The sequence below is a fragment of the Kitasatospora sp. NPDC018058 genome, assembly GCF_044327205.1.
Classification (GTDB): Bacteria; Actinomycetota; Actinomycetes; order Streptomycetales; family Streptomycetaceae; genus Kitasatospora.
Map to the genome: position 1 here is coordinate 54,393 of NZ_JBIRFA010000029.1, position 24,625 is coordinate 79,017.

Here is a 24,625-nt window from a genome sequence, read left to right on the forward strand (position 1 = left end):
CTCTGGCGCTCGATGTGCTCGACGGGCAGATCCAGACGGTCCGCTGGAGCACGTTCCACTCGAACAACCCCGAGCCGCTGGGCCGACGATGCCGTCCGGCGGCACGTGGACGAGGGTCTGGAACCACTGGACCTGATCCTCGCTCTGCGGCACGCGGTCGGCGGTGCCGGGCGGGGTGGGGACGCGGTGGTGGCCGGTGGCCGGTGGCCAGGTCGAGGTCAGGCCCGATAGGCCAGGACCCCGATCATCCCGGCCTCCTCGTGATAGGCGTTGTGGCAGTGGGTGACCCACTGGCCGGGATTGTCCGTGTCGAACTCGCAGGTGACCGTCTGTCCGGGAAGCACCATGACGGTGTCCTTCCGGGGGCCGTTCGGGCCTCCGACGGCGAAGCTGTGGCCGTGGAAGTGCATCGGGTGCCACATCATCGTGGTGTTGGTGTAGCTCAGCCGCACGCGTTGGCCGGATGTCATGACCGCCAGGGGCACCTTGGGGTTGTACGCCAGCTGGTCCAAGCTCCATTGGTATCCGGCCATCGAGCCGGTGAGGGCGATGGGGATGTCCTGGTCGACCGTACGGGCCGTGAGTCGGTGGCCCTGGGCGGCGGTCAGGGACGCCACGTTCCGGCCTCCCACCACGGTGCCGGTGAGCTGCGCGGGGCGTGTGGTGGGCGGTGGTGTCGAGCCGGACGAGGTCCGTACCACGGCGAACGCGTTGTCGCTCTTGCCTTCGGCGAGGGCGACAAGGGGGAAGACCCCGTCCTTGAGCGTGATGATGACGTCGTAGCGCTCTCCCATACCGAGGAGCACGCAGTCCGCCTCCACGGGCTCGACGGGTGTTCCGTCCGTCTGGACCACCTGCATGCGGTGGTCGCCAAGAGCGACCAGGAACGCGGTGTCGGCGCCGGCGTTGATGAGCCGCAGTCTCACCCGGCTGCCCGGCTTGCGAGAGGATTGTGGTGCCTCCGCCGATGCCGCGACGCCCGCGTAGCGGTAGCCCCGAGCGCGGTGTCCAAGACCCGGCTGGCGTAGGGCATCCGGCCACGCTCCAGGCCGGAGCCGTGGCCGCCGCCGCGCTGGGTGGCCAAGGATACCTGGGTACCTGAACCGCCTCGACTGGGTAGTCGCGCTCATGTGTGGTCCGGTTCGGCACGGTGGAATCGGTCTATGGACAACATCCCGGCCGGATCCGCATCGCCATCGTACGACCGCGACGCGTGGAAGTTTCCGCTCGTCGCGACGGTTCTGCTGCCGCTCTGCCAGATCCTCTACTGGTACTTCGGCCTGGTGCGCGCGGTCGAGGTCGACCAGTGCATGCCACGGGGTGCCTGTGGGCGGGACTGGGGCCTGCAGTACGACGCCGCCTACGGCCTGATGGGCGCGCAGTTGGTGCTCATCGCGGCTGCCTGGGTCCTGCCGCCCCGGATGCGCTGGGCTCCATGGCGCTTCGTCGCATCCGCCGTGAGCGTGATGTGTGGCCTGGCATGCAGTGTGGTGATCCAGAACTTCGGCTGAGGGCGCCCTCCGGCGCCTGATCCGTCGTCAGCGCCAAGCCGGCCGGAGCCGGCCGGAGCCAGCCACGGCATCACACCCTCCAAGACATCCCTCACGGTCTTCTCGTCCAGGCCCACACGCGTCCCCAATGGCTGTCGGCACTGGCCCCTAAGGTGATCCGACCACTTCCTCAAGTCCGGCGCCGCGGCCCAGGGCCATCCCGGGTTCGAGCACTTCACCTTCGACCACGTCCTCAACGGCGTGATCGACGCCGTGGGCGAGGAGGAGGGAGACGAGTGGCAGCTGATCGTCCGGGACAACACGGTTGCCACGGTGGAACCGGAACGCGGGGACCCGGACTGGATGTGCGAGCACTGCCTACGGATCGTCGAAAGCGAGGACGCATCCTGCTGCGCCAACGCGGAGCTGATGCCAGTCTGGCCAGCCTGAGCACAGCGGCGGGCGGCCGCACCCCCGTGGCGGCCGCCCGCCGCCGTACCGGGCCTACGGGTGGTACACGACCTCCGGGAAGGCCTTCGACGGTCCGTCGAGCAGGTTGCCGCAGTGCCGGTTGCGCAGGTGGAGGTCGAAGAAGGCGCGCGGGTAGGCCTGTTGGATGAGGACACCGCGGTCGGGGTCGAGGGTGCCGACCTGGGACTGGATCTGCTGCTCGGTCATGCCGAGCAGCCTGCCCGCCTGGGGGATCAGCGTCATGTCGTCGCCGTACGAGGCGTGCACGGCGCCGGTGGCCTGGACGTCGAGGCGCCAGCCGCGCAGGTGGCCCCAGAAGGTCTCGACGAACGGGCTGGCGGCCCGGGTGTAGGCGGCGGTCATCATCATGAACGGCCGGTCGATGTCGGTGGTGATGGCGGGGTTCGACTCCATCCGGCCGTCCAGGGTGAGGCCGGCGCGGATGCGCTGGTCGGCGACCATGGCGAGGGCGGCGGCGGTGCCGCCCTTGGACCAGCCGGAAACACCGATGTTCCGTGCGTCCAGGCCGCCGAGCAGGCCGGCCGGCAGGGTGCGGCCGTCGACGTCGGGATTGCATCCGTTGGCGAGGTCGATGACGCGTTCGAGCAGGAAGAGCAGGTCGGTGGCATAGTCCCTCGGGGACAGCCCCGGGGCGACGCCGTCCCGGGTGACGACGGTCCCGTCCGGGAACTCGGTGATGCCGTCGTGGGTGTGGTCGACGGTGACGACGGCGAAGCCGTGGCTGGCCAACTCCTGGACCATGATGGTGTGGTCGGCGCGGTGGCTGCCCGCGCCGTGCGAGTAGAGGACGACGGGCAGCGGCCGGCCGGTCCGGTGGACGGGCGCGCCCTGGTGGCCGGCGGTGAGCGGGACGAGCGCGAGAGGGAGCGGGAAGCCGACGTCGTCGAGGAAGGCCTTCAGGGCGCCCTCGGTCATCCAGGGGGCGAGCGGGTACGCGTCGGCGTCCGCGGCCCGGGCCGGGTACCAGACGGTGGCCATCAGCTCGCGGAACCTTCCGGGCCTGGCGTTCGGGTCGAGTCGGGACTCGTCGCGCAGGTGCAGCGGCACCATGCCCACCGGGAAGGGGCCGGTGGGAGCGGGCAGGGTGAGCCGTGCGGGGGAGCCGGTGCCGCCGGAGGAGGTGGGAGCGGGAGCGGCCGAGGCGGTGCGGGCGAGGCCCAGCGGCGCGACGGCGCCCAGGGCGAGGGCTGCGCCCAGCATGCGGCGGCGGCTCGGTCCGGTACGGCCTGCGATCGGCGTGGTGTCCATCGGCGTGGTGTCCATGCGCGGAACGCTGTCACGCGGGGCGGGTGGGCAGCATCAGCCCACCGATTGATCCTCCGTCACCTCGCATTGGCCCACGGGTTTACATCCCCGGGCTGACGCGGAACGGGCGCGGGCGGGGTCCGCTGCGGCCCTGGCCGACGGATGGCCGGATGATCGGACGACTGGATGGAAAGGCCGGCGCCGTTGGGAGGTCGGTCGCCGCTTCCTTCACCTGCGGGACGTGACATCCGGTCCGCGTTCGCCGCACGTTCAGCCGCTGAGCCGGGCACAGCAAGCGACGCGCCGTCATTCCCCGGGTGGTGGCTGTGAGCAGCAGTCGGAGGCCTTGCTCGTGATGCGGAGCTCCACGGGCCAGTCCTGTCAGTTCGTCTGCGGTTCGGGAGTCCTGATGGAGCGCGCGTATTGCCCCTTCGGGGCCGGCTGCGCATCCTGCTGAGATGCGCTTCTCCATCAACATCCCCAACTTCGGTGACTTCGCCGACCCCCGTAACGTCGCGACCGTGGCCGCTGCCGCCGAACAGGCCGGCTGGGACGGGCTGTTCGTCTGGGACCACGTACTGCATCGACAGTTCCAGGGGCGTCCGTTCGGAGACCCCTGGATGCTGCTGACCGCGGCCGCGCTGGCGACCTCCCGGATCCGACTGGGTACCCTGCTGACGCCGGTCCCCCGTTACCGTCCGCAGCAACTCGCCCGCCAAGTGGCCACCCTGGACCGTCTCAGCGGCGGCCGGGTGATCTTCGCTGCCGGCTTGGGCGGTCCGATCGAGGACGAATACCGCAGCTTCGGCGACACCGCCGAGCCGCGTCTCCTGGCCGAGCGGCTGGACGAGGGACTGGAGCTGTTGAGGCGCTTCTGGTCCGGCGAGGCGGTGGACCACCACGGCCAGCACTATGAGGTCCGGGACGTGACGTTGCTGCCCGCCACCGTGCAGCGGCCCTGTCCGCCGGTGTGGATCGGCGGGTTCTGGCCACGTCGTCCGCCCATGCGGCGGGCAGCGCGGTGGGACGGCGCGGTGCCGCTCTTCGAGACGGCCCGGCATGGTCATGTACCGGAAGTGGCAGAGGTGCGGGATCTGGTCGGCTATGTGCGCAAGTACCGTACGGTCGCGGCCGAGCGCCCGTTCGAGTTCGTGCTCGGCGGTGCCACACCCCCGGACGCGGCCAAGGCCAAGGACGTGATCGGTCCGCTGCACGACGCCGGTGCTACCTGGTGGGACGAGCGACAGGTCCAGACCGGTCCCGACCTGGACCGCCTGCCCCCCGTACTTCGCCGCATCGAGGCGGGGCCGCCGGTCGTCTGACCGCGCACGTTCGAAGAGGGGTGTGCCCGTTTCCCGTCCCCACCCACCAGCACGCCATGACGGGCGCCCTGCAGCGTCCGGCCCTATCGCGCTGTGCTCGGTGGGCGCGTGAGATGCCGCGGCCCGGTCAACCGCTCCCCGACGGTCGTCGGGGAGCGGTTGACCGGCGGTGTTGAACGGCTTTCGGCCTCCGAGCAGCACGCCAACGATGACGTGCTGCTCGGAGGCCGGTTAACGTCTGTTCAGCAGCCCGCGCTCAAGGGCTACGACCACCGCGTGGGTGCGGTCGCTGACGTCGAGCTTGGCGAAGATCCGTAGGAGATGGGTCTTCACCGTGGCCTCTGCGATGACCAGCCGCCGGCCGATCTCCACGTTGGACAACCCGTCGGCGACCGCGCCCAGGACGTCCACCTCCCGCGTGGTCAGAGCCACCGGAGCGGGCTGCCGCATGCGGGCGACCAGCCGCTCCGCGACCCTCGGGGCCAGGACGGTCTCGCCGCGGGAGGCGGATCGAATGGCGTCGACGAGCTGGTCACGCGTAGTGTCCTTGAGCAGGTAGCCGATCGCGCCGGCCTCGACTGCGCGCTCGATCTCCGCGTCGGTGTCGTACGTGGTCAGGATCAGCACCCGGGTCCCCGGGTGGCGGGTGACGATCTCGGCGGTGGCGCTCGCTCCGTCGAGGACCGGCATCCGCAGATCGATCAGTGCCACATCCGGCTTCAGGAGCTCGACGAGTTCGACGGCCGCGCGGCCGTCGCCGCCCTCGCCGACGATGTCGATGGTGGGTTCCGAGGCCAGCAGGGCGACGACTCCGGCGCGCATGACCGTGTGGTCGTCGACCACGATGATGCGGAGCTCGGCCGGTTCTGTTCGAGCTGTCATGTCGTCACACCTGACTGTTCGTGGGAATCGCGGCGAGGACGCGGGTGCCGTCGCCGAGGGAGCTGGTGACGGTGAGTTCGCCGCCGAGTTCAGCGAGGCGGTTGCGCATGCCGTTGAGCCCGAAGCCGTGAGAGTCCTCGACCACGAAACCCCTGCCGTCGTCGGTTATTTCCAGTTCGACGCCGTACGGAGACGAAGTGAGGACGATCTCCACCGCGGAGGCGGCCGCGTGCTTGCGGACGTTGGCCAGGGACTCCTGGGTGCAGCGCAGGAGCGCGATCCGGGTCGGCTGGTCGCACTCGACGTCCGGCAGGTCCGCGGTGACGGTGAGCCCCGTGTCCTCGGTGAACCGGTCCAGGGTCCGGCGCAGGGTCCTGGCGACCGAGCCGGGGGCGAGACCGCTCTGCGGGGCGGAGCCGACGAGTACCCGCGCCTCGACGAAGTTCTCGCGTGCGGTGTTCTCGATCGAGAGCAGTTGCCGGGCGCTCCTGCCGGGGTCGGTGTCGAGGCTGGAGCGGGCCGCCTCCGCCAGCACGATGATGGAGGCGAATCCCTGGGCGAGGGTGTCGTGGATCTCCCGCGCGAGCCGCTCACGCTCCTCCGTGGCGCCTTGGAGCCTGTGCGCCTCGGCCAGGCGTCGTTGGGCGCTCTCCAACTCGGAGGCGAGACGGCGGGCGCGCTCGTCACTCTGCTCGACGATCCGGACCACCCCCAGCCCGAGCAGCACGCTCGCCGTGTAGCCGATCAGGGTGAAGACGATGTTGCCGGTGGAGAAGTCCTCCACGTGCCAGCTCTGATGTCGGATGATGCCGGCAACGGTGGCCGCGGCGGCGGCGCCGCTGTAGGCGATCGAGTGCCGCGGGCTCCTGGCGAAGAGCCAGAAGTGAGGGAGTGACACGATGAACAGTGCCGCGCCGTCGCCACGCAGGAGGGACAGCGCGCCCAGAGCGAGGACGAGTACGCCCAGGAAGGTGTGGGGGCGCAGCACGGGATTGCGGGGGAAGGCCGCCACGGTCGCGTAGCAGAGGGCTATCACCGCCAGCAGCGCCAACGACCAGTACCTCGTCGTCCCGCCGTGGTTCAGTACGGAGATGACCGGGGGACACACGCCCAGGAGCACCCAGGAAACTGCGTACCACCGGCGAAGGATCCGTATGCGAAACCGGTCGTCCGGCTGCGGCCGTTGAATCATGATCGTCAGCCTATGTTCTGCGGCAGTCCGGGACGAGGGCCGGCGGCATGCGCCCGTCGCGCCGGACGGACCGGGCGCCGCGGCCACCACGCCCGCTCGCCGAGGAGCAGCAGGAGCGACGGCAGGACCAGGAGCCGGATGACCACGGCGTCCAGCAGCACGGCCACCGCCAGGCAGAAGCCCATCTGCTTCATCTCGGTGAGGTGCAGGGCGACGAAGGCACCGAACACCGTCACCATCACGATCGCCGCGCTGGTCACCACCTTGGCCGACCGGCTGATGCCGTCCAGTACCGCCTCGCGAGCCGACATCCCGTTGCGCATGGCCTCCTGGATCCGGCTGACCACGAACACCTGATAGTCCATCGACAGTCCGAAGAGGATCACGAAGAGGAACAGCGGTACCCGGGACGCGATGGCACCGAGGGAGTGGAAGGCCAGTAGGTCTTCGGCCCATGTCCCCTGGAAGAACACGACCAGCAGGCCGAGCGAGGCGCCGGCGGACAGCAGATTGAGTGCCACGCCGATCAGGCCGATGACGACCGAGCGGAACGCCCACACGGTCATCACGAAGGTCGCCAGCAGCAGGAACCCGATGACCAGCGGCAGCTTGCCGTTCTCGTGAGCCACGTAGTCGCGGCCTCGGGCCACGTCACCGCTCACCCCCGTCTCCACACCGGACAGCCTGCCGACCGTGGCGGGCAGATAGTCCGTACGGATGTGGTCGAGTGACTCGATCGCCTCGGGGGAGGGTGCGGGGAACGGGACGGCCAGCTCCAGCACGCTGACCCTGCCGTCGGGCGACGTACGCACCCTCGGCTCGGCGTCCCTGGCGAACAGCCGGTCGGCCTGCGCCCGTCGGCCGAGGTCCGCCAGAGCATGCTGCACCTCAGCCGCTCGGTCCGGCGTGGAGCGGGCGACAACCACATGCTTCACCAGGAGCTCCGGGAAGGCTGCGTTCAACCGGTCGTAGGCCTGCATGGCCGGGATGTCGCGGGAGAAGGTGTCCTTGCCCGGGTCGACGAGCTTCAGGCCGAGCGCGGGTGCCGCCAGGGCGAGCATGACCAGCACCGACACGCACAGCGTGAGGGCGGGATGCTGCTGCGCGGGCCGCAGCAGGGCGCCGAACACCCGGCCCGTCTCGGCCTCGGCCCGCTTCGTACGGACCGGCTTGCCGCGGGCCGCACGACGGGCTGCACGGAGCTCGGTCCGGTGGCCGATCTTCACCAGGAGTGCGGGAAGTGCGGTCAGGGAGCTGGCCACGGCGACCGCCACGACCAGGATCGTGCCCGTCGCCAGCGAGGAGAAGATGACGTCCGTGGCCAGATACAGGGTCGCGGTGGAGACGATCACGGCGAGACCGGAGACCACGATGGCCCGGCCCGCGGTCGCCGCCGCCAGCTCCACCAAGGCCTCGGAGCTGAGCCGCCCCCCGGCGCGGGAGCGTTCTTCGCGTTCGCGCTTGAGGTAGAAGAGCGTGTAGTCGACGCCTACCGCCAGGCCGATGAGCAGGATCATGTTGGTCCCGACACCGGGGTCGGGCAGGAGATGGGACGCGATCATGGACAGCCCCAGGGCGGCTGTGATCGAGGAGAGCGCGAGCAGCAGCGGCACACCGGCCATGACCACCGATCCGAAGACGATCAGTAGGGTGATGAGCGTGATCGGCAGGGTGATACGCTCAGAGAGCGTGAGGTCCTTCCCGCGCTGGTCGTTGACGCCCTTGCTGATGGAGGGGGAGCCGGTCTCCTCCACGACGAGGTCCGGGTGGCGGTCGCGAACCTTCGCCGTCTGTGCGAGGAGCGGGATGACGTTCTTCTTGCCGTCCAGCTCGGGGCCGTTCAGGACCACCGCAACCCTGACGACCTGGCCGTCCTTGGAGCGGACCGGAGCCGCCACGCTGTCCACCTCGGGAAGCTTCCGCATCTGCTCGGTGAGGTCCTGCGCCGCCGAAGCGGCGGCGGCGGTGTCCAGCGGTCCGGACCTGGCGTAGATGATGACCTGCTCGGTCGGCCGCTGCTGCATGCCGCCCGTGCTTGCGATCGCCTCGGCCCGCCCCGCCTCACCGACTCGGTAGTCCTCGGTCGTGGCTTCGTGGGAGCCGACCGCGATGGCGATGCCGAGGCACAGGATGACGAACACGAACCAGCCGGCGATCGCGCGCCATGCGTGCCGGGCGCTCCATCGGGCTATCTGCACAGGGAGTTGACTCATATCCGAGATCCTGGTCGGCCGGGGGTGGATCCCGACACGCCCGGCCGGTTGAACCTGAGGTCCACCAGTCGGTGGACGGCGGGGGCGGAGCCGCCGCTATCGGCTCGATCGCCCCCGTAGTGCAGTCAACCTGACCAGGTCACCCACATCGTGATCGCCATCCTGGCCCGGCGGCTCATCGCCGACCACCGCCCTTCCAGCCGGCGACCGGGTGATGCCGGCCCGGCGCCTGGCTGCGCAACCAGGCGGGGCCCGCGCCGACGGCGGGCCCAGTACGCAGTCGACCGCGCTCCTGGACGCCCTGCGTACTGCCTGGCTAGAACGTGATGTGGAGGCCGCCCCTCGCGTGGAATGCGCAAATGTAGGCGTAGACGGCGAGGAAGGGCAGGGTGACGGCGGCTCCCAGCCACGCGGAGAACCAGAGCCGGTCGGTGTGCCGTGACGCCAGCCAGGACCAGCCCGCCCCGACCACGGCCCCGGCGGCCGCCACACCGGTGATGATCAGCACCTCGGTCCCGAGCCCGGGCTGGTGCGTGGTCGAATGGACGTCGACCAGGTACCCGAGCACCCCCAGCAGTGCGATCGGCACGAGCACGGCCAGGACCACCGAGCACCCCCGCACCTGCCGGCGGTACGGGTCGCTGTCGTTGTTGTCGTCCATGGCCCCCCATGATCGAGACGTCCGTCCGGCCCGTCGAAAGCGCCGTCGGGGCCCGGACATCGGTCCGGGCCCCGACGATTGTGTCAGTTGAGGCTTCGTACGCGGGCAGAGTCAGGTGCCCGGTACCCGGCGAAGGACCGCGAGGGCGTGCCGCTCAGTGCCCGGGCAGGCCCGCTTCCGACGCCAGGACGGCGAGGGCCTCCTGGAGGGCTGCTCGTCACCGACCAGCCCGGAGGCCGGACCCGTGTGGCACCCGCCGTCCTCTATCCGAGCGTGAGCATCGCCTCGGTGACCTCACCGACCGCCGTGTCGGGGATCGCGGTGGCGGCGTCCTTGAGGACGAGCAGCCGTGCCCCGGGGATCTCGCGCGCGATCGCCTCGCCGTTGCCGACGGGGAAGAACGGGTCGCGGCGGCCGTGGACGACGAGCGTGGGGACCTCGATCTCGGGCAGGCGCTCGCGCCAGCGGGGTGTGCAGTCCAGCCTGGCGAACACCATGCCCATCTGGTTGGCCATCTGGACCGGGGGTGCGGTGCCGGGCGTGCGGTCCCAGATGCGCGCGGCGATGGCGCGCGCGGCGACGGGGTCGTCGCCGCGGATCTCCGCGCCGGCGGCGGCGAAATCCGCGACCGCCTCGCGGTCGGTCCAATCGGGCATCGGACGCGCGAACAGCCGGCTCATCGTCGCCTGGTCATGGTCGGGGAGGTCGTCGTCGGGCGGGCCGGGGGCAACCGCGCGGGTGCCGACCAGGGTGAGCGCGGAGAACGCGCCCGGATGGTCGAGCACGGCCACCTGGGCGACCATCCCGCCGACGCCGATCCCCGCGAGGTGCGCGGGCCCCCCGCCGAGCGCGCCGGCGAGGGCCGCGGCGTCGGCGGCGAGGCCGCGCAGGGTGTAGGCGGGTGCCTGCGGATCCGTCGTCGTGGACTCCCCGCTGTCGCGCAGGTCGTAGCGCACCACACGGCGCCCGCCGGCGGCGAGGCGCTCGCAGAGCGCGTCGGACCAGGAGAGCATCGTCGTCCCGCCCGCGAGCAGGACCAGTGGCGCGTCGTCGTCACCGAACGACTCGATGCCCAAGGCGATCCCATGGGCGTTGAGAGTGGTCATCGGATCACCGGACGTCGTCGTGCGCGAGACCGCGGTCGGGCGCGCTCATGTCGCCCGTCCTGGGCGTGCCGTCGGCGAGCCCGTAGCGCAGGTACACGGTGCCCTGCGGACCGGCCACCGGCGGTTCGAGGAGCGTGACGTTCGTGGGCACCGCGCCACCGTCGAACACCTTCTTCCCGACGCCGAGCACGATCGGGTGCACCCAGAGGTCGAGACGGTCGAAGAGCTTCTCCCGCAGGAGGGTCTGCACCAGGTTCAGGCTTCCGACGACCTTCACGTGCTCGTGCCGGTCACGGATCTCGCGCACCGCGGCGGCCAGGTCCGGGCCGAGCTGCGTGGATCCGGCCCACGGGAGGTCGGGCGTGCCGCGGGAGGCCACGTACTTCGGGACGCGGTTGAAGAGCTCGGCGATCTCGCCGTCCTTCTGGTGCGGCCAGTAGGCGGCGAAGATCTCGTACGTGCGCCGGCCGAGCAGGAGGGCGTCCGTGTCCTCGTACGCGGCGGCGATCTGCGCCCCGGTGACCTCGTTCAGCAGGGGCGCCTGCCAGCCGCCGAAGGGGAACCCCATCGGGTCCTCGTCGGGGCCGCCGGGCGCCTGCCCGACGAGGTCGAGGGTCGCGAACAGCTCGATGTGGATGAGGCCCATGTCTGTGCTCCCGATGTGTTGGTCGTCCCCGTCGAGATGTAGACCTGTCGGGGCCGGAAAACTCATCGCCGCGCCGGAACCCGGTTTCCGTACCCGCCGACCGCCGTCGGAAACGTGGCCGGCCCCGCCGCTCGCGCGGCGGGGCCGGGACCCGGTCTCTTGATCGGCTTTCTACGGTTGGTCGGTGAGGCGATGCTCGTCGTGGCAGCCCTCGCCCTCGCCCTCGTTCTCGCCGTCTCTGTGGTGCTTGATGGTGGTGGGGTCGGTGGCGGTGTGGGTGGTGGTGTCGCCGCCCCTGGTGGCGGTGGCGGTGTTGGTGACCTGGTGGGGGTGCGGCAGGAGATCCTGACCGTCAGGGTGATCGGCGGGTAGCTGGTCCCGGCGGGCAGGGGGTCGCTGCGGGTGCAGCTCACCGTGCCCAGGTCACAGGTCCACCCGGGGCCGCTGATGCCGGCCGCGGTCAGCTCCGGCGGGAGTGTCGTGCATGGTCACCGTGGTGCCGTCGGTCGGCCCGTTCCCGTCGGTCCCTACGGTGATCGTGTACGTGCCCTGCCGGCCCTGGGTGAAGTTCCCGGTGTGGGTCTTGCTGATCGTCAGCGACGGCGGGGTGCCGCGGATGACGCGGTCGGTGGCGGTGTGGGTGGTGGTGTCGCCGCCTCTGGCGGGCTGGTCAGGAGTGGTCAGCTTGTGTGAGTGTCGGTCAGGTTCATCGGTCATTGGTATGTGGTTGGGCCGTGTGCGTGTAGGGCGGCGCCCCGGGCCGTTGTGGCGGGGCCGCGTGTTGCCGGGTGGGCCGGACGGCGGAGTAGCGACGGCCCTGCGTGTCAGGAGTGTTCTCCGATGCGCCTGGCGGCGTCCGGCCAGGGCTGTGGTTCGGTGGCGTCGTCCGCGAGCATGACGTCCTCCTCCCACCAGCCCGTGCCGGAAAGCCATGCCTGTAGCCAGGCGGCCAGCGACGGGGAATCCTCGTACCAGGCTTCGGCCCAGTCCTCGGGTCCGGCGTTGGGCTCGAAGAGCAGCACGGGGGCGTCGGGGTGAAGGCAGTCGACGGCGGCGTACATCGCGCAGCCCCAGTCCAGGATGGGCAGGACGCCACGCGGCCAGTGTGGTGACGGATGGACCCCGCCTTGGTCCGAGCCGTACTCGGCCCGGTACGCGGAGACTGCGGTCCGGCCCTCACCGATCAGGGGGAACAGGTGGCAGTCCGGGCCGAAGCCGCCGTTCGCGACCTCGGTTTACAGACGTCTGAGCAGGACAGGAAGCTCGAATCCCACGTGCTGCTCCGCGTCTGTGATGTCCTCGGAACTGACCCCAAGGGGGAGGGTCCGGGATTGCGTCCGAGCGTGTGCTGCGACGCGGGAGAGCAGTTCGTCGTGGTTGGTCATGACGGTGATCGTCGCAGTCAGCTCCGACAGCGACTGTCGGCAGGCGGGGCTATACGGGTCGGGGTGTGATGCCGATGGCGGTGAGGGCCTGGGTGATGGGGGTGGGGGCGGGCGGTTCTTTGCGCGGTAGCGCTGTTTGAGGAGCCATCGGCGTGAGGCGTCGTTGGTGGTGTGGGCGCGGGGGACGGCGCGATGGCCGTGCCGGTCGGCCCAGGAACGGGCGTGCGTGAGGGCCTCTTGTGGTGAGTGCCGGGGCGCGAGCCGCGAGCAATGGTCAAGAGTCGTGGTTGCGCCTGGTCCGCGTCACCGAGGGCTCGCCCTTGACCACACTTCGGTCCTAAACTCGGGCCATGAGCAGGACCGACAGCGCCAGCCGGGTCATCGCGGCACCACCGGCGACTGTCTACGGCGCTCTCCTCGACCGGGAGTCCCTTGAGGCCTGGCTGCCGCCGGACGGCATACGCGGGCGGGTCGAGCGGTGGGATCCCCGGCCTGGTGGCGGGTTCCGGCTGGTCCTCACCTACCTCGACCCCGTCGACAGCCCCGGCAAGACTTCGGATGCGACGGATGTCGTCGACGTCAGGTTCGCCGAGCTGGTGCCACCGGAACGCGTGGTGCAGAGGGCGGTGTTCGAGGCCGACGACCCCTCGTACGCGGGCACCATGACGATGACCTGGCACCTTGCGTCCGCCGGTGACCGAACCGAGGTGACCGTCACTGCGACGGACGTCCCACCTGGCATCGACCAAGCGATCCACGAGGCTGGGATCGCCTCCTCGCTGGCCAATCTGGCGTCGTACGTCGAAGCGGCCGACTGACTCGGGTCGGGCTGCGACCCGGGCCAGGCAACGTCGTCGCGGGAACTGTCGACCATTGGCACCCTTCATCGCGAGCATCCCGCCAGCGGGGGGCGCGGGTGATTACCAGGATCGGTGCATCTGGTGAGGTCGTTCAGGCGGCGTGAACCTCGGGTCGCTCGACGGGCTGTCCGCGTTCGAAGCGGGCTCCCGCGCGCACGAGGGCGACGAGGTGGGCTCCGGTGATCGCACGCCAGCGGGCCTGGGCGGATTCGACGAGCTTGAAGACCCACGGCGACGGCGGCGGCCGGGCTGCCGGCGCCGCGGGTGACCGTGGTGCGGAGCTTGACGGTGGAGAACGTGGACTCGATGGGGTTCGTGGTCCGTGGGTGGATCCAGTGCTCGGCCGGGAAGCCGTAGAACGCCAGCAGCTCCAAGGCCCTCGACCACCCGCTCGCCTGCGACACCGCCGCCGACGCCGCCTGGATCGTCCGCCTGGATCGTCCGCCGGGCCCTGGACCAGGGCCTGATCGACGCCGCCGGCCTCGTCCGGCAGCTGTACCGGTTGCCTCTGCGGTTGCTTCAAGACAGCCCCCGAAAACCTTGATGCCGCAGCTCAGCGCACGGGACAACCCGCCGCGCGGACGCCGACTACTGCCCTCCTCGACTGTCGGACGGCCGAGAGAGCAGCAACACCTCGGGTGTCCCGTACGGCCGCGTGGAACCTCGCGCGGGCGGCGCGTGACGGCGCCGGCGGCGGGCCGCCGCCACCGGGAGCGGGCCGCGCTCGTCGACCCGGCTTGTCCCTTCCCCAGGGGCAGAGGGCACAGTGGCCGCGTGCAAGAGGACTTGATCACCATCGGAGAGCTCGCCGCCAGGACCAGGCTCAGCCTCAAGGCCCTGCGGCTCTACGGGAACAGTGGGCTGCTGCCGCCCGCCCGGGTCGATCCACGGACCGGGTTTCGCCGCTACGGTCTCGCCCAGATCGAACGGGCCCGCCGCATCGCGCTGCTGCGTGCCACCGGTATGCCGCTGGCGCGGATCGCGGCGGTGCTCGATTCGAGCGGTGAGGAGTCGGTGCGACAGCTTGACGCGTACTGGCGAGAACAGGAGTCCGCGCACACGGCCCGCCGGGACGCGGTGGGCTACGCCCGAGAGGTCCTGACCGGAAGGAACCCGACCATGTACGAGATCGCCGAGCGCGACGTGCCCGAGCAGAAGGTCCTGTTCACCCGGCGCCATGTGCGCGCCGCCGACCTGCCCGGCTTCCTCGCGGAATCGAGCGAGCTGCTCTTCTGCCACCTGCGGCAGGCGGGAGCGTGCCTGTCCGGACCGGTCTTCGCCGTCTATGACGGCTTGGTGAGCGAGGACTGCGACGGCCTGGTCGAGGTCTGTGCTCCAACGCAGAACGCGGTCGAACCGGCCGGGCGGATCGGGGTACGCATCGAGCCCGCGCACCGTGAGGCATACACCGCCCTGCCGAAGCGGCACACGGACTACCTGGCGACGGCCGCCGCCCACGACGCAGTCGGCGCATGGCTCGCCGAGCACGGGCACGCCCGCAGCGCCTCCAACCGGGAGGTGTACTACCCGAACTGGGCGACCGCCTCGCCGGGCGAGCACGTGGTCGACGTCGCCGTACCGTTTCGCCCGGGCTCCGGCGTGTAGGCATCCCCGAGCCACCCGGTCCGTAGTGAGCGGCCCCGACATGCCGGCATCCACGCTCGTCGGGGGCGAGCGTGGATGCGGTGAAGCGTTCGGCTGTTCAGATGTGCCGGCCGTACGGGCCGGCGGTTGGGGTGGTGCGGTAACCAGTGGTGGGGGCGGTGCTGAGGCGGTAGTAGTACGTGACGGAGGTCCAGGCGCGGGCGTACCCGCACCAGAAACCGGTCGCCGGAGACCGTCCACCGTCCTGACCCGCAAAGGGCCCGCAAACGCGGGCGAGGTCCGGCACCCAGGTGGGTGCCGGACCTCGCCGACAGTGGAGCGCCAGGCCCGGGTTGCACGGACTCTCCCTACTGAAAGTAGGACGTGCTCTGGTAGCACCGCTGACGCCTGACGAGGAATCATCTCCCTCGCGACGAGAAGAATATTAGCAGGTCAGCAGCCCACCACTGAAGTCGCACCAGCCGACCCGCTGCGCGGGCCCGGGGGCTCGGGGCGGGAGTTGCGTACCGGGGCGGCGCCGGCGGCCACACGCGCCGACCCGCCCGTCACGAGCTTGGCGCCGGTCCCGCAGTTCCGTGGCGGAGGCCGTCGAGGAGCAGGTCGAGGAGGCGGTCGGCCCGTTCGCGCTGGGCGGGGGCGCTGGTGACCAGTGCGACGCCGGCCAGGCTGAAGCCGACGTCGAGGGGGTCGACGTCCGGGCGCAGGAGACCGGCTTCGGCGCCGGCGTGCAGCAGGGTGCCGATCGCGGTGCCGAGTTTGTCGAGGGTTTCGGCGAAGGGGTCCGCGCCGGAGGCGACCGCGGCCCGTAGGGCGTCCGCCATGCCGTGCTTGGCGGCGAGGTAGTCGATGAACCGGTCCATCCACAGGCGCAGCGCCCGGTCCGGAGGGTTGTCGGCCAGCAGCTCGGCGGCGCTGTCGCATACGCGGGCCAGCTCGTTGCGGTAGGCCGCCTCGACCAGCGCCTCGCGGGTGGGGAAGTGGCGGTAGAGCGTGGCCGAGCCGACGCCCGCGGCCTTGGCGATCGTGTCGATCGGGACGTCCGCGCCCTTCTCGGAGAATGCGCGTACGGCGGTTTCGAGGATGCGCTCCCGGTTGCGGCGGGCATCGGCGCGCAACGGGCTCGGCTGGGTGGTCAAGGCTGCTCCTTTCGTCTGGAGATCAGTCTACTTGGACAACCGGGGAGTTCTCCGGTTACGGTTGAAGAGAACCGGGGAACTCCCCGTTTGCAGGTGTGGCCCGTTACCCTCCACAGGCAAGGAAGACCCTCATGACCTCCTCGAAGACGGTTCTGATCACCGGCACGTCCTCCGGTATCGGCCTGGCCGCCGCCATCGGCGCCGCCCGGGCCGGCTGGACGGCCATCGCGACCATGCGCGACACCGGCAAGGCCGAGGCGCTGCTGAAGGCCGCCGCCGAGGCGGGCGTGGCCGACCGCATTCAGCTCAAGCGCCTGGACGTGACCGACCCCGCCAGCATCGCCGCCTGCCTGGACGAGGTGATCGCCGAGCACGGCCACCTCGACGCGCTGGTCAACAACGCCGGCGCCGCCCAGGTCGGCACCCTTGAACTGATGAGCATCGATGACGTCCGTGCCGCGATGGAGGTCAACTTCTTCGGCGTGGTGGCCGCTACCCGCGCCGCCCTGCCCCACCTGCGCGCCTCGAAGGGCCGGGTGATCACCGTCACCAGCGTCGGCGGCGTGGTGGGCCAGCCCTTCAACGAGGCGTACTGCGCGGCCAAGTTCGCCGTCGAGGGCTTCATGGAGTCCCTTGCCCCCGTCGCCGCCACCGTCGGCGTCGACGTCACCGTCGTCGAACCGGGCGCGGTCGCCAGCGAGTTCGTCGCCAACATCGGTTTGGACATTCCCGCCCTGCTCGCCGCGGCCGGGCCCTACACCTCGGCCCTCCAGGCGTACATCGCCCGCACCCAGCAGTCCTACGGCAACGCCCAGACCCCCGCCGAGGCCGCCGCCCCGATCATCGACGCCCTGACCGCCGAGCGCCCCGCCTTCCGGATCCAGACCTCGCAGTGGGCCCGCGACTTCGTCGCCACCACCCTCGCGGACCTCGACGGCTCCGCCGTCCAGGCTCTCACTGCCACCTGGGTTCGCTGAACCACCGAACAGGAACACCGCCCATGACCGAGCCCACCGCGCTCGACACCCTCCGCGCGCCCTCGCCGCCGGCACGGGCAGCACGCCCGTCCCCGGCGGTCCGGTTCGGCCCGGGTCAGGCTTCCTGGCCGGTGGCGGCCAGGACGATCTCCCGGATGGTGACGTTCCGCGGCTGCCGGTAGGCGTAGGCGATGGCCTCGGCCACCACCTGCGGGTCCAGCGCGCCGCCCGCGGACTGCTTCCACGCCTCGTAGTCGCTCTTGATCCGCTCGTCGCTGGTGTGCGAGAGCAGCCGCCGAACCCGACAGCCCCTCCGGCTACGCCCTGCGCCTGCTCGCCGGCTGGTCCGCCCCGCACGGCTCGGCCGGTGATCGCGGGTAGTCGTCCGATTCGTCCAGCTCCTGGTCGCCTTCCCCGCTCCAGGCGCCGAACGGGCCGGGCGCGCCGGGCTCGGCGGTTGCGCTGGAGGGGCTGGTTCAGGAGAGCCAGTCGGTGTAGTGGGTGGGGGCGATGCGGGCATCGTTTGGGGCGGTGAGGACGTCGCCGTGGGCGGCGGCGAACATGCCGGCGGTTTCATCGGTGACGACACGGCGCCCGTCGCCCTTGGCGGTCAGGGTGAGTCGGCCGAGTTCGTCGAGGGGGTAGACGTCGGGACCCGCGATGTTGACGATGCCGTTCAGGGGGCTGCCTGCGGCGACTTCGGCGACCACGCGGGAGACGTCCGCGGCGGCGATCGGCTGGATCGGCGTGCGCGGCAGGCGGATGGTGTCGCCGTCGGCGGTCATGGACAGGGTCGCGTCCATGAACTCCATGAACTGCGTGGCGCGGACGATGGAATACGGGATCGGTCCGGCCTTGAGGATTTCCTCCTGAAGCGCTTTCGCCCGGTAGTAGTCCAGATCGGGCACCTGGTCCACGCCGACGATCGAGAGGATGACGAAGTGTCCGACCCCGGCCTTCTGGCTCGCGGCGAGAAGGTTGTCCATCGAGGTCCGGAAGAAGGCGGGCGAGGCGTCGTCGAAGGTCGGGGAATTCGTCAGGTTGACGACGACGTCGGCGCCCGTCACGGCCGTCTCCAGCCCTTGGCCCGTGATGATGTCCACGCCTGTGGACAGGGAGTGCGGTACGGCCTGGTGCCCGGCCGCGGTCAGGTTCTTCACGACCCGTGACCCGATCAGCCCGGTTCCGCCGATGATCGCGAACTTCATGGCGTGCGCCTTCCTTCGATGACTGGTGTCCGATATGTGCCTTGTGCAGTGCCAACCCTCGACGAACGTGACCGTCTCGGCGAGCCCTGCCCGGCCCGTACGGGGGTAACCCGCCGTGACGTCCTCGAACCCGATCGACATGCCGCAGAAGAGGATGGGCCCGCCCGGGAGGCGACGGGATCTCCGTGACGGTCCCGCGGTACACCGACCATGCCATCTGCGGGCAGCTGTGCGGCCCTTCGGCGCGGAGCAGCAGCATGACGGTCTGCGGATACATGCCGACGTCGGACCACTGGGGCCGGCCCATGCCGCGGTCGATGGAGCAGCTGTGGCGCTCCCCGCCGACGGGGCCTCTCCCTCACCGTGGCCGTGGTCCGTGCGCGTCGTCGCGAGGCCGGCGTCGACGAGCTCAGCGCCGCCAGCGGTAGAAGGCGTCCCATTCCTCGGTGATCCAGGTACCGTCGCCGACCGGCATCACGTTGTCGACCTCCGCCATCGGGTACTCGATGCGGCCGTGCAGGGCGCCGGTGGCGGGGTCGGCGAGCCAGTGGCTGTGCTCCCTCCAGTCGTCCCTGCCGAACATGTACACCGCGGCCTCGTCGTACGAGTTGTATAGCGTCACCATCGCCGTCTCGTCGTCCACGAACCCGCCCGAGGAGGAGATGTGCGGGTCGTTGTGCACCGAGCAGTCGCCGGTGCCGGGGGCCGGGAAGTCGCTCAGGCTGAGCGAGGCAGTGGCCTGGTACGTGGGGAGGCTGTGCCAGCTGACGTCCCGTCCCCTTCGGTCGACGGTCATGCAGCGGGCATCCGTTGAGTCCATGCCCAGGTACTCACGCTCGCTCAGGAGCAGGTCGCCCCGGCCCTGCGGCAACCGCCCGCCCAGGACGATGGCACCGGACTCCCACCGTGCCTCGTAGTGCGTGGCCGCGGCCCGCCCTCCGGACACGGTCACGCCGGAGATCTCGTCGTTCTCGTCCCAGAGGAGGCTGACGAACCGCTCGTAGCCGCCGCACGGGAGTACGCTCCGCGCCAGCACTGTCCCCTCGGCGTCCAGGGTGAGGATCAGGGTGCTGTCGGGCAGTCCGGAGGGGAGCCGCAACCAGATCCGGAGTTCCTGATCGGCGCCTGCCGAGGAGTCGCCGGCGGCGGGGCGGGATGCGGCTCCAGTCGTCGAGAAGTCGAGGTAGCCCCAGCGGCGCACCTCCCATGTGCCGTACGGCTGTTTCCACAACCTCGTGCCGTTCCGGGCGACCGCGACATACTCCGTCGCGGTGGCGAAGACGGCGAACGACAGGTCGGGAGCCACCCACTCCCTCGGCCACCGGTGGGGCGACGGGGTCGGGAACTCGGCTGTCAGCTCCGCCTGTTCCTTCAGTTCGTAGATGCGCAGCGACTCGGCGCTGCGGACCTCCAGACGGGGAACGGGGCCGGTGGGGTCGAGGAAGCTCTGGGCGCCGTCCCGGTCCGGGATCGGGTACGTGGCCACCAGCCGGGGCGTGATCGTCATGCCGGCATCCTCTCGCGGCGGGCCGATAGGCCACACCACCCAGGCCACCCGGCCCACAGAGCCGGCACAGCTGTCATCCCGCGACCGCACCGTGGGGTCGCAGAACACCCAGTCACCGACGGCGAGGTGGGTGGCGTCCGGCCCAACTGCCCGTATCCGCCCGATCGCCCCGCTCCCGGGCACCACCGGAAGGTCCAGCAGGTACCCCCGCTCACCGCTGAACACCTCCCTCGCGTACGGCAGCATCCTCGCCGCCACCACGTCGACGACGACCTCCCCCGTGCCCAGGACGGGATCCGGCACCTCCTCGACGGCCAGCGGGGATCCGAACTCCTTTAACAGCGCAGCCTTCATCAGTTGTCTCCCTCGTTGAGTTGGTCGGCTGCCCGGGCGCCCGGGCGCCCGCGCGCCCGTCGCCGGTAGGGGTCGCTCGCGGTGTCAGTCCTGCTGGGGTGTGAGCGCCAGTTGACTCGATGCGCGGGCCAGTAGGTCGATCAGCAGGGCGCGTTCCTCGGGGCTGAAGCCGTCGGCGATCCGTCGTTCGATGGCGACGGCCTTGGTGTCGGCCTGTGCGAGCAGTCGGCGTCCCTCGTCGGTGAGGTGTACCTCGGTCACCTTGCGGTGCCAGGGGTGCGGCTGGCGGGTGATCAGGCCCTTCGCCTCCAGGTTGGCGAGCACGGTGGCGATGGTCTGCGGGGTGACCAGGCAGGCGCGGGCGAGCGCGGCGGCGGAGAGCCCCGGCTGGTCGTCGAGCGTGTACAGCCGCCCGCGCCATGCGGCAGGGGACCCGCATCCGCTGGCCGACCATCAGACGACCACTCCGAGGCCGGGCGTTCCTCGACCGCCGGCCGCGCTGACGGCCACCAGCACGAGTCCCCGCAGGTGTTCAATGGAGCCATCCAGCACCAGCGATGGCGGAGGGCGAGCAGGTGGGACGCAAGAAGATGGGCAAGCCGCGCCGGAAGCGCTCCAGCGCCCGGTACACGCTCCAGCAGCTCCAGCCGCCCGGCTACGACCAGTGGATGGTCCCCGCCGACATCGACCCGGACGAGCTCGCCGGCGATCCCCGGATCAGCCCGGAAACGGTCGACATGATGCGCCGCGCGATCCGGCTCCGCCCTCAGTACGGACCGAAGATCCCGGCCCAGGCCCTCGTCCTCGACCTGGCCATCGACCACGGCGTGCTGCCCGTGCGCCACCCGGACGGGTCGTTGTCCCCACTCGCCGTTGACGCTCTCGCCGGCCTCCTCGCAGAACCCCGCGCCGAGCACGACCTGCGGGACACCCTCCACGAACTCCACGCCAACGGAGCGATCCTGCTGGAGTCGAACGACGAGGACGAAACCGTGCTGCGCCTGGTGGTCGGCAAGCCGTCCCGGCCCGGCGAGCCATGGCTGTTCGGCGGGGACATGGAGAGCGAGCTCGTTCCTCAGACGTGTATCCCGGTCGATCCGCTGAGCATGGACTCCCAGGAGTTCGCCGCGCTCGCGTACCTGCGCGCGCACCTGTCCAACGGAACGGTCGGCACGGCGGAGGAATACGCCACGTTCAAGGGCGTCGGCGGCGTGGCGCGGGCTCAGGAGCTCTTCGATGCGGTCGCCCATCTGGTCGACGTTCGCGGCTGCCCCGCTTGCCCCGCGGCACATCTGTGCACCCGCACGGACGAGGCGCCGAATCCATAAGCGCTCAGCGCGCCCAGCCGGTGCTGGCCGGCGGACCGGTGCGCGGGCCGGGCGCGTCGACGGTGAGTCGACGGGCACCAGCTGGCCCGGTGCGCTCCGCCAAGACCTCCACGCTGCCCCCGCCGGCCCCGAGCCCCACCATGGCGAACTCGCCCGGATGCTCGCGAACGACCGCGGCGCCGCGCGGCACCGCGGGCGGGTGCGGGCTCCGGCTGGCTGGCGGGCGGGTGCAGCGGAACGGCACCGGGCCGGTTCGCACGGGCCGCGGCGAGGGCAGCGCGATGGTGATGTGAGCCTGCCGCGGGCCCGTACTGCGACGAGCTATCCCGCCTGATGGGGCCCGTGCACCGCGATGGTGTAGAGGTCGTCCCAGGTGCCGTCGTCTCCCGCGCTGTAGCACAGGGGGCCGGTCTCTTCCCGCAGGACCACCCAGACTCCGGGCCACATCGGGTGCCCGTTGGTGATCAGGTCCTGGCACTGCGAGCACTGCCGAACGGGCAGGCCACGCGACCGCAGGTCCTCAATCATCTCGTCGGTGGCGTCGATCCGCTCGTCGCTGAGGTACCTCATCCCTTCGTGGAGCGGGCCGAACGAGTTGCGTTCATCCGCTTCCTCCCAAGCCGTCAGGCCTTCCGCCGGGACGGCCAAGAGGTAGCCGAAGACCGGTACCGGTCCGGTTCCCTGTTCCTGGACCACGGTGAGACCGTCGGCCGGCGTGCCGGAGGGCACGATCGAGAGGAGGAAGCTCTTCACTGCCTCAGCAGTCTCTTCTGTGGGTGAGGGGTGGTTCAGCCAGGCTGTGGCGACCAGGTTCCGCAAGTCCTGGTGCGGATAGATCCGGTCCTCGATCACTGGGCCGTCGGCGGCCATGACCACGCGCCGTCGGAACGGCGCGTGCTCGCTGCTGAAGATCGACACCTCCCGGCCTGCGGACGCAGCAGCCACGGCGGCCGGGACGTCCGGGAAGGCCTGCAGGAACCTCCGCCATTCCGGCAGCAACGGATCCGGTGCCAGTGCGTGGGCCCGCCCCATCTGGGCAGCGCGCTGGCGTACGACCTTCTTCGCCTTCGTGCTCGTTGCACTCCGCTTCTTGCCCATGGGCAGTCCCTTCATCGACGGCAGGTCAGCGCCCAACGTAGCGGTCGATACACCGTGGGTAGGGCCGCTAGCTCACTCGATCGGGTGAAATGAGCCGGCCCCGCAGCCCTCATCACGCCACCCGCTGCAGACCACTGGCACCGGCCGGTTCTCCGTGCAGGTCTGGGCATGTGCGCCCGTCCCGCCGGTCGGTGGGACGGACGGCGGTAGAGGCGATCGGCGGTCGTGCCGCCCGTTCCCCCGCTCAAGGGAACCTGCTGACGGGCCCATGGCCCAGGGGGTCAGTGAGGAGCGTCTGGCCGGCCGGGCGGTTCCGGTGGTCTTCGCGATGCCCTGGCGCGGGGCGAGCGGGACTTCGCCGAGCGGGTGGCCGCGGAGCTGCATCAGCTGTGGGAGACGGCCGTCGCCCCGCACTGGATGGCCCTGCGCACCCGCATGGAGGCGGACATCACCCACCGGGCGCAGACCATCGCCCGCCACGGCCTGTCCGGCATGCTGGCCACCCTGCATCCCCGGGTGCTGTGGAGCGACGATCAGCTGAGTCTGGTCAGCCGCTTCCAGGGCCGGGTCCCCGGCAGCACCGGTCTGGTGCTGACCCCCTCGGTGTTCACCACCGACCTGAGCATGGTCATCGACTCGGTACCGGCACCCGCCGAGCGCCAGCCCATGTTCGCCTACCCCTCCCGGCCCGGGCCGGACAGCGGCACCGGCACCGGCACCCGCCCGGCCCGCGCCCTGCCGTACCAGCCCAACGCCAACCTGGACCGCATCGAGTACGACAGCGTCAGCACCACCAAGGTGTGGCTGAAGATGTCCAACGACGGTGCGCACGGTGCCGCGCACTTCGCCGCCTACGCCAACGCCCACCGTGACGGCGGCCCGTGGCAGTACACCGTCGACCCCGACAGCCCGGTGAGCGACTTCTTCAACTGCGGCTGGCTCTACGGCAACGGCGCCTACGACCTGAGCGTGGTCGGCCCGAACCGCTTCCTGCGGCGCTTCATCGGCAACACCACCCAGGCGGGTAGCAAGGTCGCCGTCACCGCCTCCTACGCGCCCGCACCGGACACCGGCAAGCTCGCGGTGTGGTTCGCACTGGCCAACCACGGCAACTCGCCGGTGACCTTCACCATCACCACCAACTACTACCGCCACGACGGCCCGTGGACCCACACCGTCCAGCCGGGCTCGTCCGTCAACGACTGGTTCAACCAGGTCGCCTACTGCAACGGCTGGTACGACTTCACCATCACCGTGGACTCCGACGACAGCTGGTCCCAGCGCTTCAGCGGCCACCTGGAAACCGGAAGCGCCAGCGTCTCCGGCTGACCCGCCTCGCCTCGCCGACGAACGGGTGACCGCCGAAGACCGGCGGTCACCCGTTCGGCGCGCGGTGGTCAGTCAGGTCGACATCGTGAGCGCCCGAACACCGCACCCACGACTACTGTGGGGCAGCCCCGGTGCGCGCCCGATCTTCTTCGTGAGGCATGAGAGTGCCGACACCGCCCACGGCCCCGGGCACGGTGCCGCCGAGGACGAAGGCGAGCACGGTCTCGGTGATCGCCGTCACGTGCGGCGCACCCGTGCGGCCGGCGCCTCGGGCCGTGCCGCCCATCTCCGAGCGAACCATGCCGAGCACCTGCCCGGCCGCGTCCAGCCCGGCCGCGCCCTCCAGCCGCCACGTCTTGTGCCAGGCGGCGGTGGTGCCGTCCGAGGCGACCAGGCCGTGCAGCGCGACATCGCCGAGTGCCTGCCGGATCGCCTTGTTCGACGTCGCGCCGGGGCGCAGCAGGCGCTGGAGCTGATCGGCCGTGGCGACCTTGAGGACACCGAGGACGGCGAGGACGTCGGCGCGCAAGCTCGTGGTCGAGCCGCTGGGGTTGCCGGCGCCGACGGCGTCGTCGCCGACCACGGGGGT

At 70.8% G+C, this 24,625-nt stretch carries 25 protein-coding genes and 1 pseudogene; 9 read left to right on the top strand and 17 right to left on the bottom strand.

Annotation, left to right across the window (positions count from 1 at the left end; all coding sequences use genetic code 11):
- Positions 1-218: 218 nt before the first annotated feature.
- Positions 219-1,130, bottom strand: a complete 912-nt coding sequence (locus ACH4E7_RS31950) for a multicopper oxidase family protein (protein ID WP_396252647.1) — start codon at positions 1,128-1,130, stop codon at positions 219-221.
- A 33-nt stretch (positions 1,131-1,163) separates the two neighbouring features.
- On the opposite strand from ACH4E7_RS31950, the gene ACH4E7_RS31955 reads away from it, so the two are divergent.
- Both ACH4E7_RS31955 and ACH4E7_RS31960 read left to right on the top strand, forming a co-directional pair.
- Positions 1,164-1,511 (top strand): hypothetical protein, encoded by a 348-nt coding sequence (locus ACH4E7_RS31955; protein WP_396252648.1) that lies wholly within the window; start codon positions 1,164-1,166, stop codon positions 1,509-1,511.
- Positions 1,512-1,751: 240 nt separating this feature from the next.
- Positions 1,752-1,940: a hypothetical protein gene (locus ACH4E7_RS31960; RefSeq protein WP_396252649.1), complete on the top strand. Its 189-nt coding sequence runs from the start codon at positions 1,752-1,754 to the stop codon at positions 1,938-1,940.
- Between the two features lie 54 nt (positions 1,941-1,994).
- Here the strand turns inward: ACH4E7_RS31960 and ACH4E7_RS31965 are convergent, their stop codons facing one another.
- Positions 1,995-3,245, bottom strand: a complete 1,251-nt coding sequence (locus ACH4E7_RS31965; RefSeq protein WP_396252650.1) for an alpha/beta hydrolase family protein — start codon at positions 3,243-3,245, stop codon at positions 1,995-1,997.
- A gap of 440 nt (positions 3,246-3,685) precedes the next feature.
- On the opposite strand from ACH4E7_RS31965, the gene ACH4E7_RS31970 reads away from it, so the two are divergent.
- Complete coding sequence (locus ACH4E7_RS31970; protein WP_396252651.1) at positions 3,686-4,549, top strand: LLM class flavin-dependent oxidoreductase; 864 nt, start codon at positions 3,686-3,688, stop codon at positions 4,547-4,549.
- Between the two features lie 231 nt (positions 4,550-4,780).
- On the opposite strand, the gene ACH4E7_RS31975 is transcribed toward ACH4E7_RS31970, so the two are convergent.
- The 6 genes from ACH4E7_RS31975 to ACH4E7_RS32000 form a co-directional block, all read right to left on the bottom strand.
- On the bottom strand, positions 4,781-5,431 hold the full coding sequence (locus ACH4E7_RS31975; RefSeq protein WP_396252652.1) for a response regulator: 651 nt from the start codon (positions 5,429-5,431) through the stop codon (positions 4,781-4,783).
- Between the two features lie 4 nt (positions 5,432-5,435).
- The gene (locus ACH4E7_RS31980; protein WP_396252653.1) at positions 5,436-6,623 is read right to left on the bottom strand and encodes a sensor histidine kinase; all 1,188 of its coding nucleotides are present in this window, start codon (positions 6,621-6,623) and stop codon (positions 5,436-5,438) included.
- A gap of 5 nt (positions 6,624-6,628) precedes the next feature.
- A complete protein-coding gene (locus ACH4E7_RS31985) occupies positions 6,629-8,836 on the bottom strand; it encodes an MMPL family transporter (protein ID WP_396252654.1) in 2,208 nt (735 codons plus the stop codon).
- A gap of 316 nt (positions 8,837-9,152) precedes the next feature.
- Positions 9,153-9,497: a hypothetical protein gene (locus ACH4E7_RS31990; protein ID WP_396252655.1), complete on the bottom strand. Its 345-nt coding sequence runs from the start codon at positions 9,495-9,497 to the stop codon at positions 9,153-9,155.
- Between the two features lie 263 nt (positions 9,498-9,760).
- Positions 9,761-10,603, bottom strand: coding sequence for an alpha/beta fold hydrolase (locus ACH4E7_RS31995; RefSeq protein WP_396252656.1), 843 nt, complete (start codon positions 10,601-10,603; stop codon positions 9,761-9,763).
- 4 nt (positions 10,604-10,607) lie between these two features.
- On the bottom strand, positions 10,608-11,249 hold the full coding sequence (locus ACH4E7_RS32000; protein ID WP_396252657.1) for a dihydrofolate reductase family protein: 642 nt from the start codon (positions 11,247-11,249) through the stop codon (positions 10,608-10,610).
- 192 nt (positions 11,250-11,441) lie between these two features.
- On the opposite strand from ACH4E7_RS32000, the gene ACH4E7_RS32005 reads away from it, so the two are divergent.
- On the top strand, positions 11,442-11,621 hold the full coding sequence (locus ACH4E7_RS32005) for a hypothetical protein (RefSeq protein WP_396252658.1): 180 nt from the start codon (positions 11,442-11,444) through the stop codon (positions 11,619-11,621).
- A gap of 51 nt (positions 11,622-11,672) precedes the next feature.
- On the opposite strand, the gene ACH4E7_RS32010 is transcribed toward ACH4E7_RS32005, so the two are convergent.
- Together ACH4E7_RS32010 and ACH4E7_RS32015 are read right to left on the bottom strand one after the other, a co-directional pair.
- Positions 11,673-11,966, bottom strand: a complete 294-nt coding sequence (locus ACH4E7_RS32010; RefSeq protein ID WP_396252659.1) for a hypothetical protein — start codon at positions 11,964-11,966, stop codon at positions 11,673-11,675.
- 107 nt (positions 11,967-12,073) lie between these two features.
- Positions 12,074-12,310: a hypothetical protein gene (locus ACH4E7_RS32015; protein WP_396252660.1), complete on the bottom strand. Its 237-nt coding sequence runs from the start codon at positions 12,308-12,310 to the stop codon at positions 12,074-12,076.
- A 674-nt stretch (positions 12,311-12,984) separates the two neighbouring features.
- Here ACH4E7_RS32015 and ACH4E7_RS32020 point away from each other — a divergent pair.
- Positions 12,985-13,452 (top strand): SRPBCC family protein, encoded by a 468-nt coding sequence (locus ACH4E7_RS32020; protein WP_396252661.1) that lies wholly within the window; start codon positions 12,985-12,987, stop codon positions 13,450-13,452.
- A 133-nt stretch (positions 13,453-13,585) separates the two neighbouring features.
- On the opposite strand, the pseudogene ACH4E7_RS32025 reads toward ACH4E7_RS32020, so the two are convergent.
- Positions 13,586-13,862: pseudogene (locus ACH4E7_RS32025) on the bottom strand (transposase); the annotation flags it as partial.
- Between the two features lie 406 nt (positions 13,863-14,268).
- Here ACH4E7_RS32025 and ACH4E7_RS32030 point away from each other — a divergent pair.
- Complete coding sequence (locus ACH4E7_RS32030) at positions 14,269-15,099, top strand: MerR family transcriptional regulator (RefSeq protein WP_396252662.1); 831 nt, start codon at positions 14,269-14,271, stop codon at positions 15,097-15,099.
- A gap of 545 nt (positions 15,100-15,644) precedes the next feature.
- On the opposite strand, the gene ACH4E7_RS32035 is transcribed toward ACH4E7_RS32030, so the two are convergent.
- Positions 15,645-16,235: a TetR/AcrR family transcriptional regulator gene (locus tag ACH4E7_RS32035; RefSeq protein WP_396252663.1), complete on the bottom strand. Its 591-nt coding sequence runs from the start codon at positions 16,233-16,235 to the stop codon at positions 15,645-15,647.
- A gap of 131 nt (positions 16,236-16,366) precedes the next feature.
- Here ACH4E7_RS32035 and ACH4E7_RS32040 point away from each other — a divergent pair, with 131 nt between their 5' ends.
- Positions 16,367-17,212, top strand: a complete 846-nt coding sequence (locus tag ACH4E7_RS32040; RefSeq protein ID WP_396252664.1) for an SDR family NAD(P)-dependent oxidoreductase — start codon at positions 16,367-16,369, stop codon at positions 17,210-17,212.
- A 476-nt stretch (positions 17,213-17,688) separates the two neighbouring features.
- Here the strand turns inward: ACH4E7_RS32040 and ACH4E7_RS32045 are convergent, their stop codons facing one another.
- The 3 genes from ACH4E7_RS32045 to ACH4E7_RS32055 all read right to left on the bottom strand — a co-directional run bounded on the left by ACH4E7_RS32045 (position 17,689) and on the right by ACH4E7_RS32055 (position 20,689).
- Positions 17,689-18,420, bottom strand: a complete 732-nt coding sequence (locus tag ACH4E7_RS32045; RefSeq protein ID WP_396252665.1) for an SDR family oxidoreductase — start codon at positions 18,418-18,420, stop codon at positions 17,689-17,691.
- Between the two features lie 409 nt (positions 18,421-18,829).
- The gene (locus ACH4E7_RS32050) at positions 18,830-20,281 is read right to left on the bottom strand and encodes an alcohol dehydrogenase catalytic domain-containing protein (protein WP_396252666.1); all 1,452 of its coding nucleotides are present in this window, start codon (positions 20,279-20,281) and stop codon (positions 18,830-18,832) included.
- Between the two features lie 84 nt (positions 20,282-20,365).
- Positions 20,366-20,689, bottom strand: a complete 324-nt coding sequence (locus tag ACH4E7_RS32055) for a MarR family winged helix-turn-helix transcriptional regulator (protein ID WP_396252700.1) — start codon at positions 20,687-20,689, stop codon at positions 20,366-20,368.
- A gap of 167 nt (positions 20,690-20,856) precedes the next feature.
- Here ACH4E7_RS32055 and ACH4E7_RS32060 point away from each other — a divergent pair, with 167 nt between their 5' ends.
- Positions 20,857-21,609 (top strand): hypothetical protein, encoded by a 753-nt coding sequence (locus ACH4E7_RS32060; protein WP_396252667.1) that lies wholly within the window; start codon positions 20,857-20,859, stop codon positions 21,607-21,609.
- Positions 21,610-21,930: 321 nt separating this feature from the next.
- On the opposite strand, the gene ACH4E7_RS32065 is transcribed toward ACH4E7_RS32060, so the two are convergent.
- Complete coding sequence (locus tag ACH4E7_RS32065; protein WP_396252668.1) at positions 21,931-22,707, bottom strand: hypothetical protein; 777 nt, start codon at positions 22,705-22,707, stop codon at positions 21,931-21,933.
- A gap of 366 nt (positions 22,708-23,073) precedes the next feature.
- Between ACH4E7_RS32065 and ACH4E7_RS32070 the strand changes: the two genes are divergently transcribed.
- Positions 23,074-24,036, top strand: coding sequence for a phospholipase domain-containing protein (locus ACH4E7_RS32070; RefSeq protein ID WP_396252669.1), 963 nt, complete (start codon positions 23,074-23,076; stop codon positions 24,034-24,036).
- Positions 24,037-24,148: 112 nt separating this feature from the next.
- On the opposite strand, the gene ACH4E7_RS32075 is transcribed toward ACH4E7_RS32070, so the two are convergent.
- Entirely contained in the window at positions 24,149-24,619 is a 471-nt protein-coding gene (locus ACH4E7_RS32075) for a hypothetical protein (protein ID WP_396252670.1), read from the bottom strand.
- Positions 24,620-24,625 lie beyond the last annotated feature (6 nt).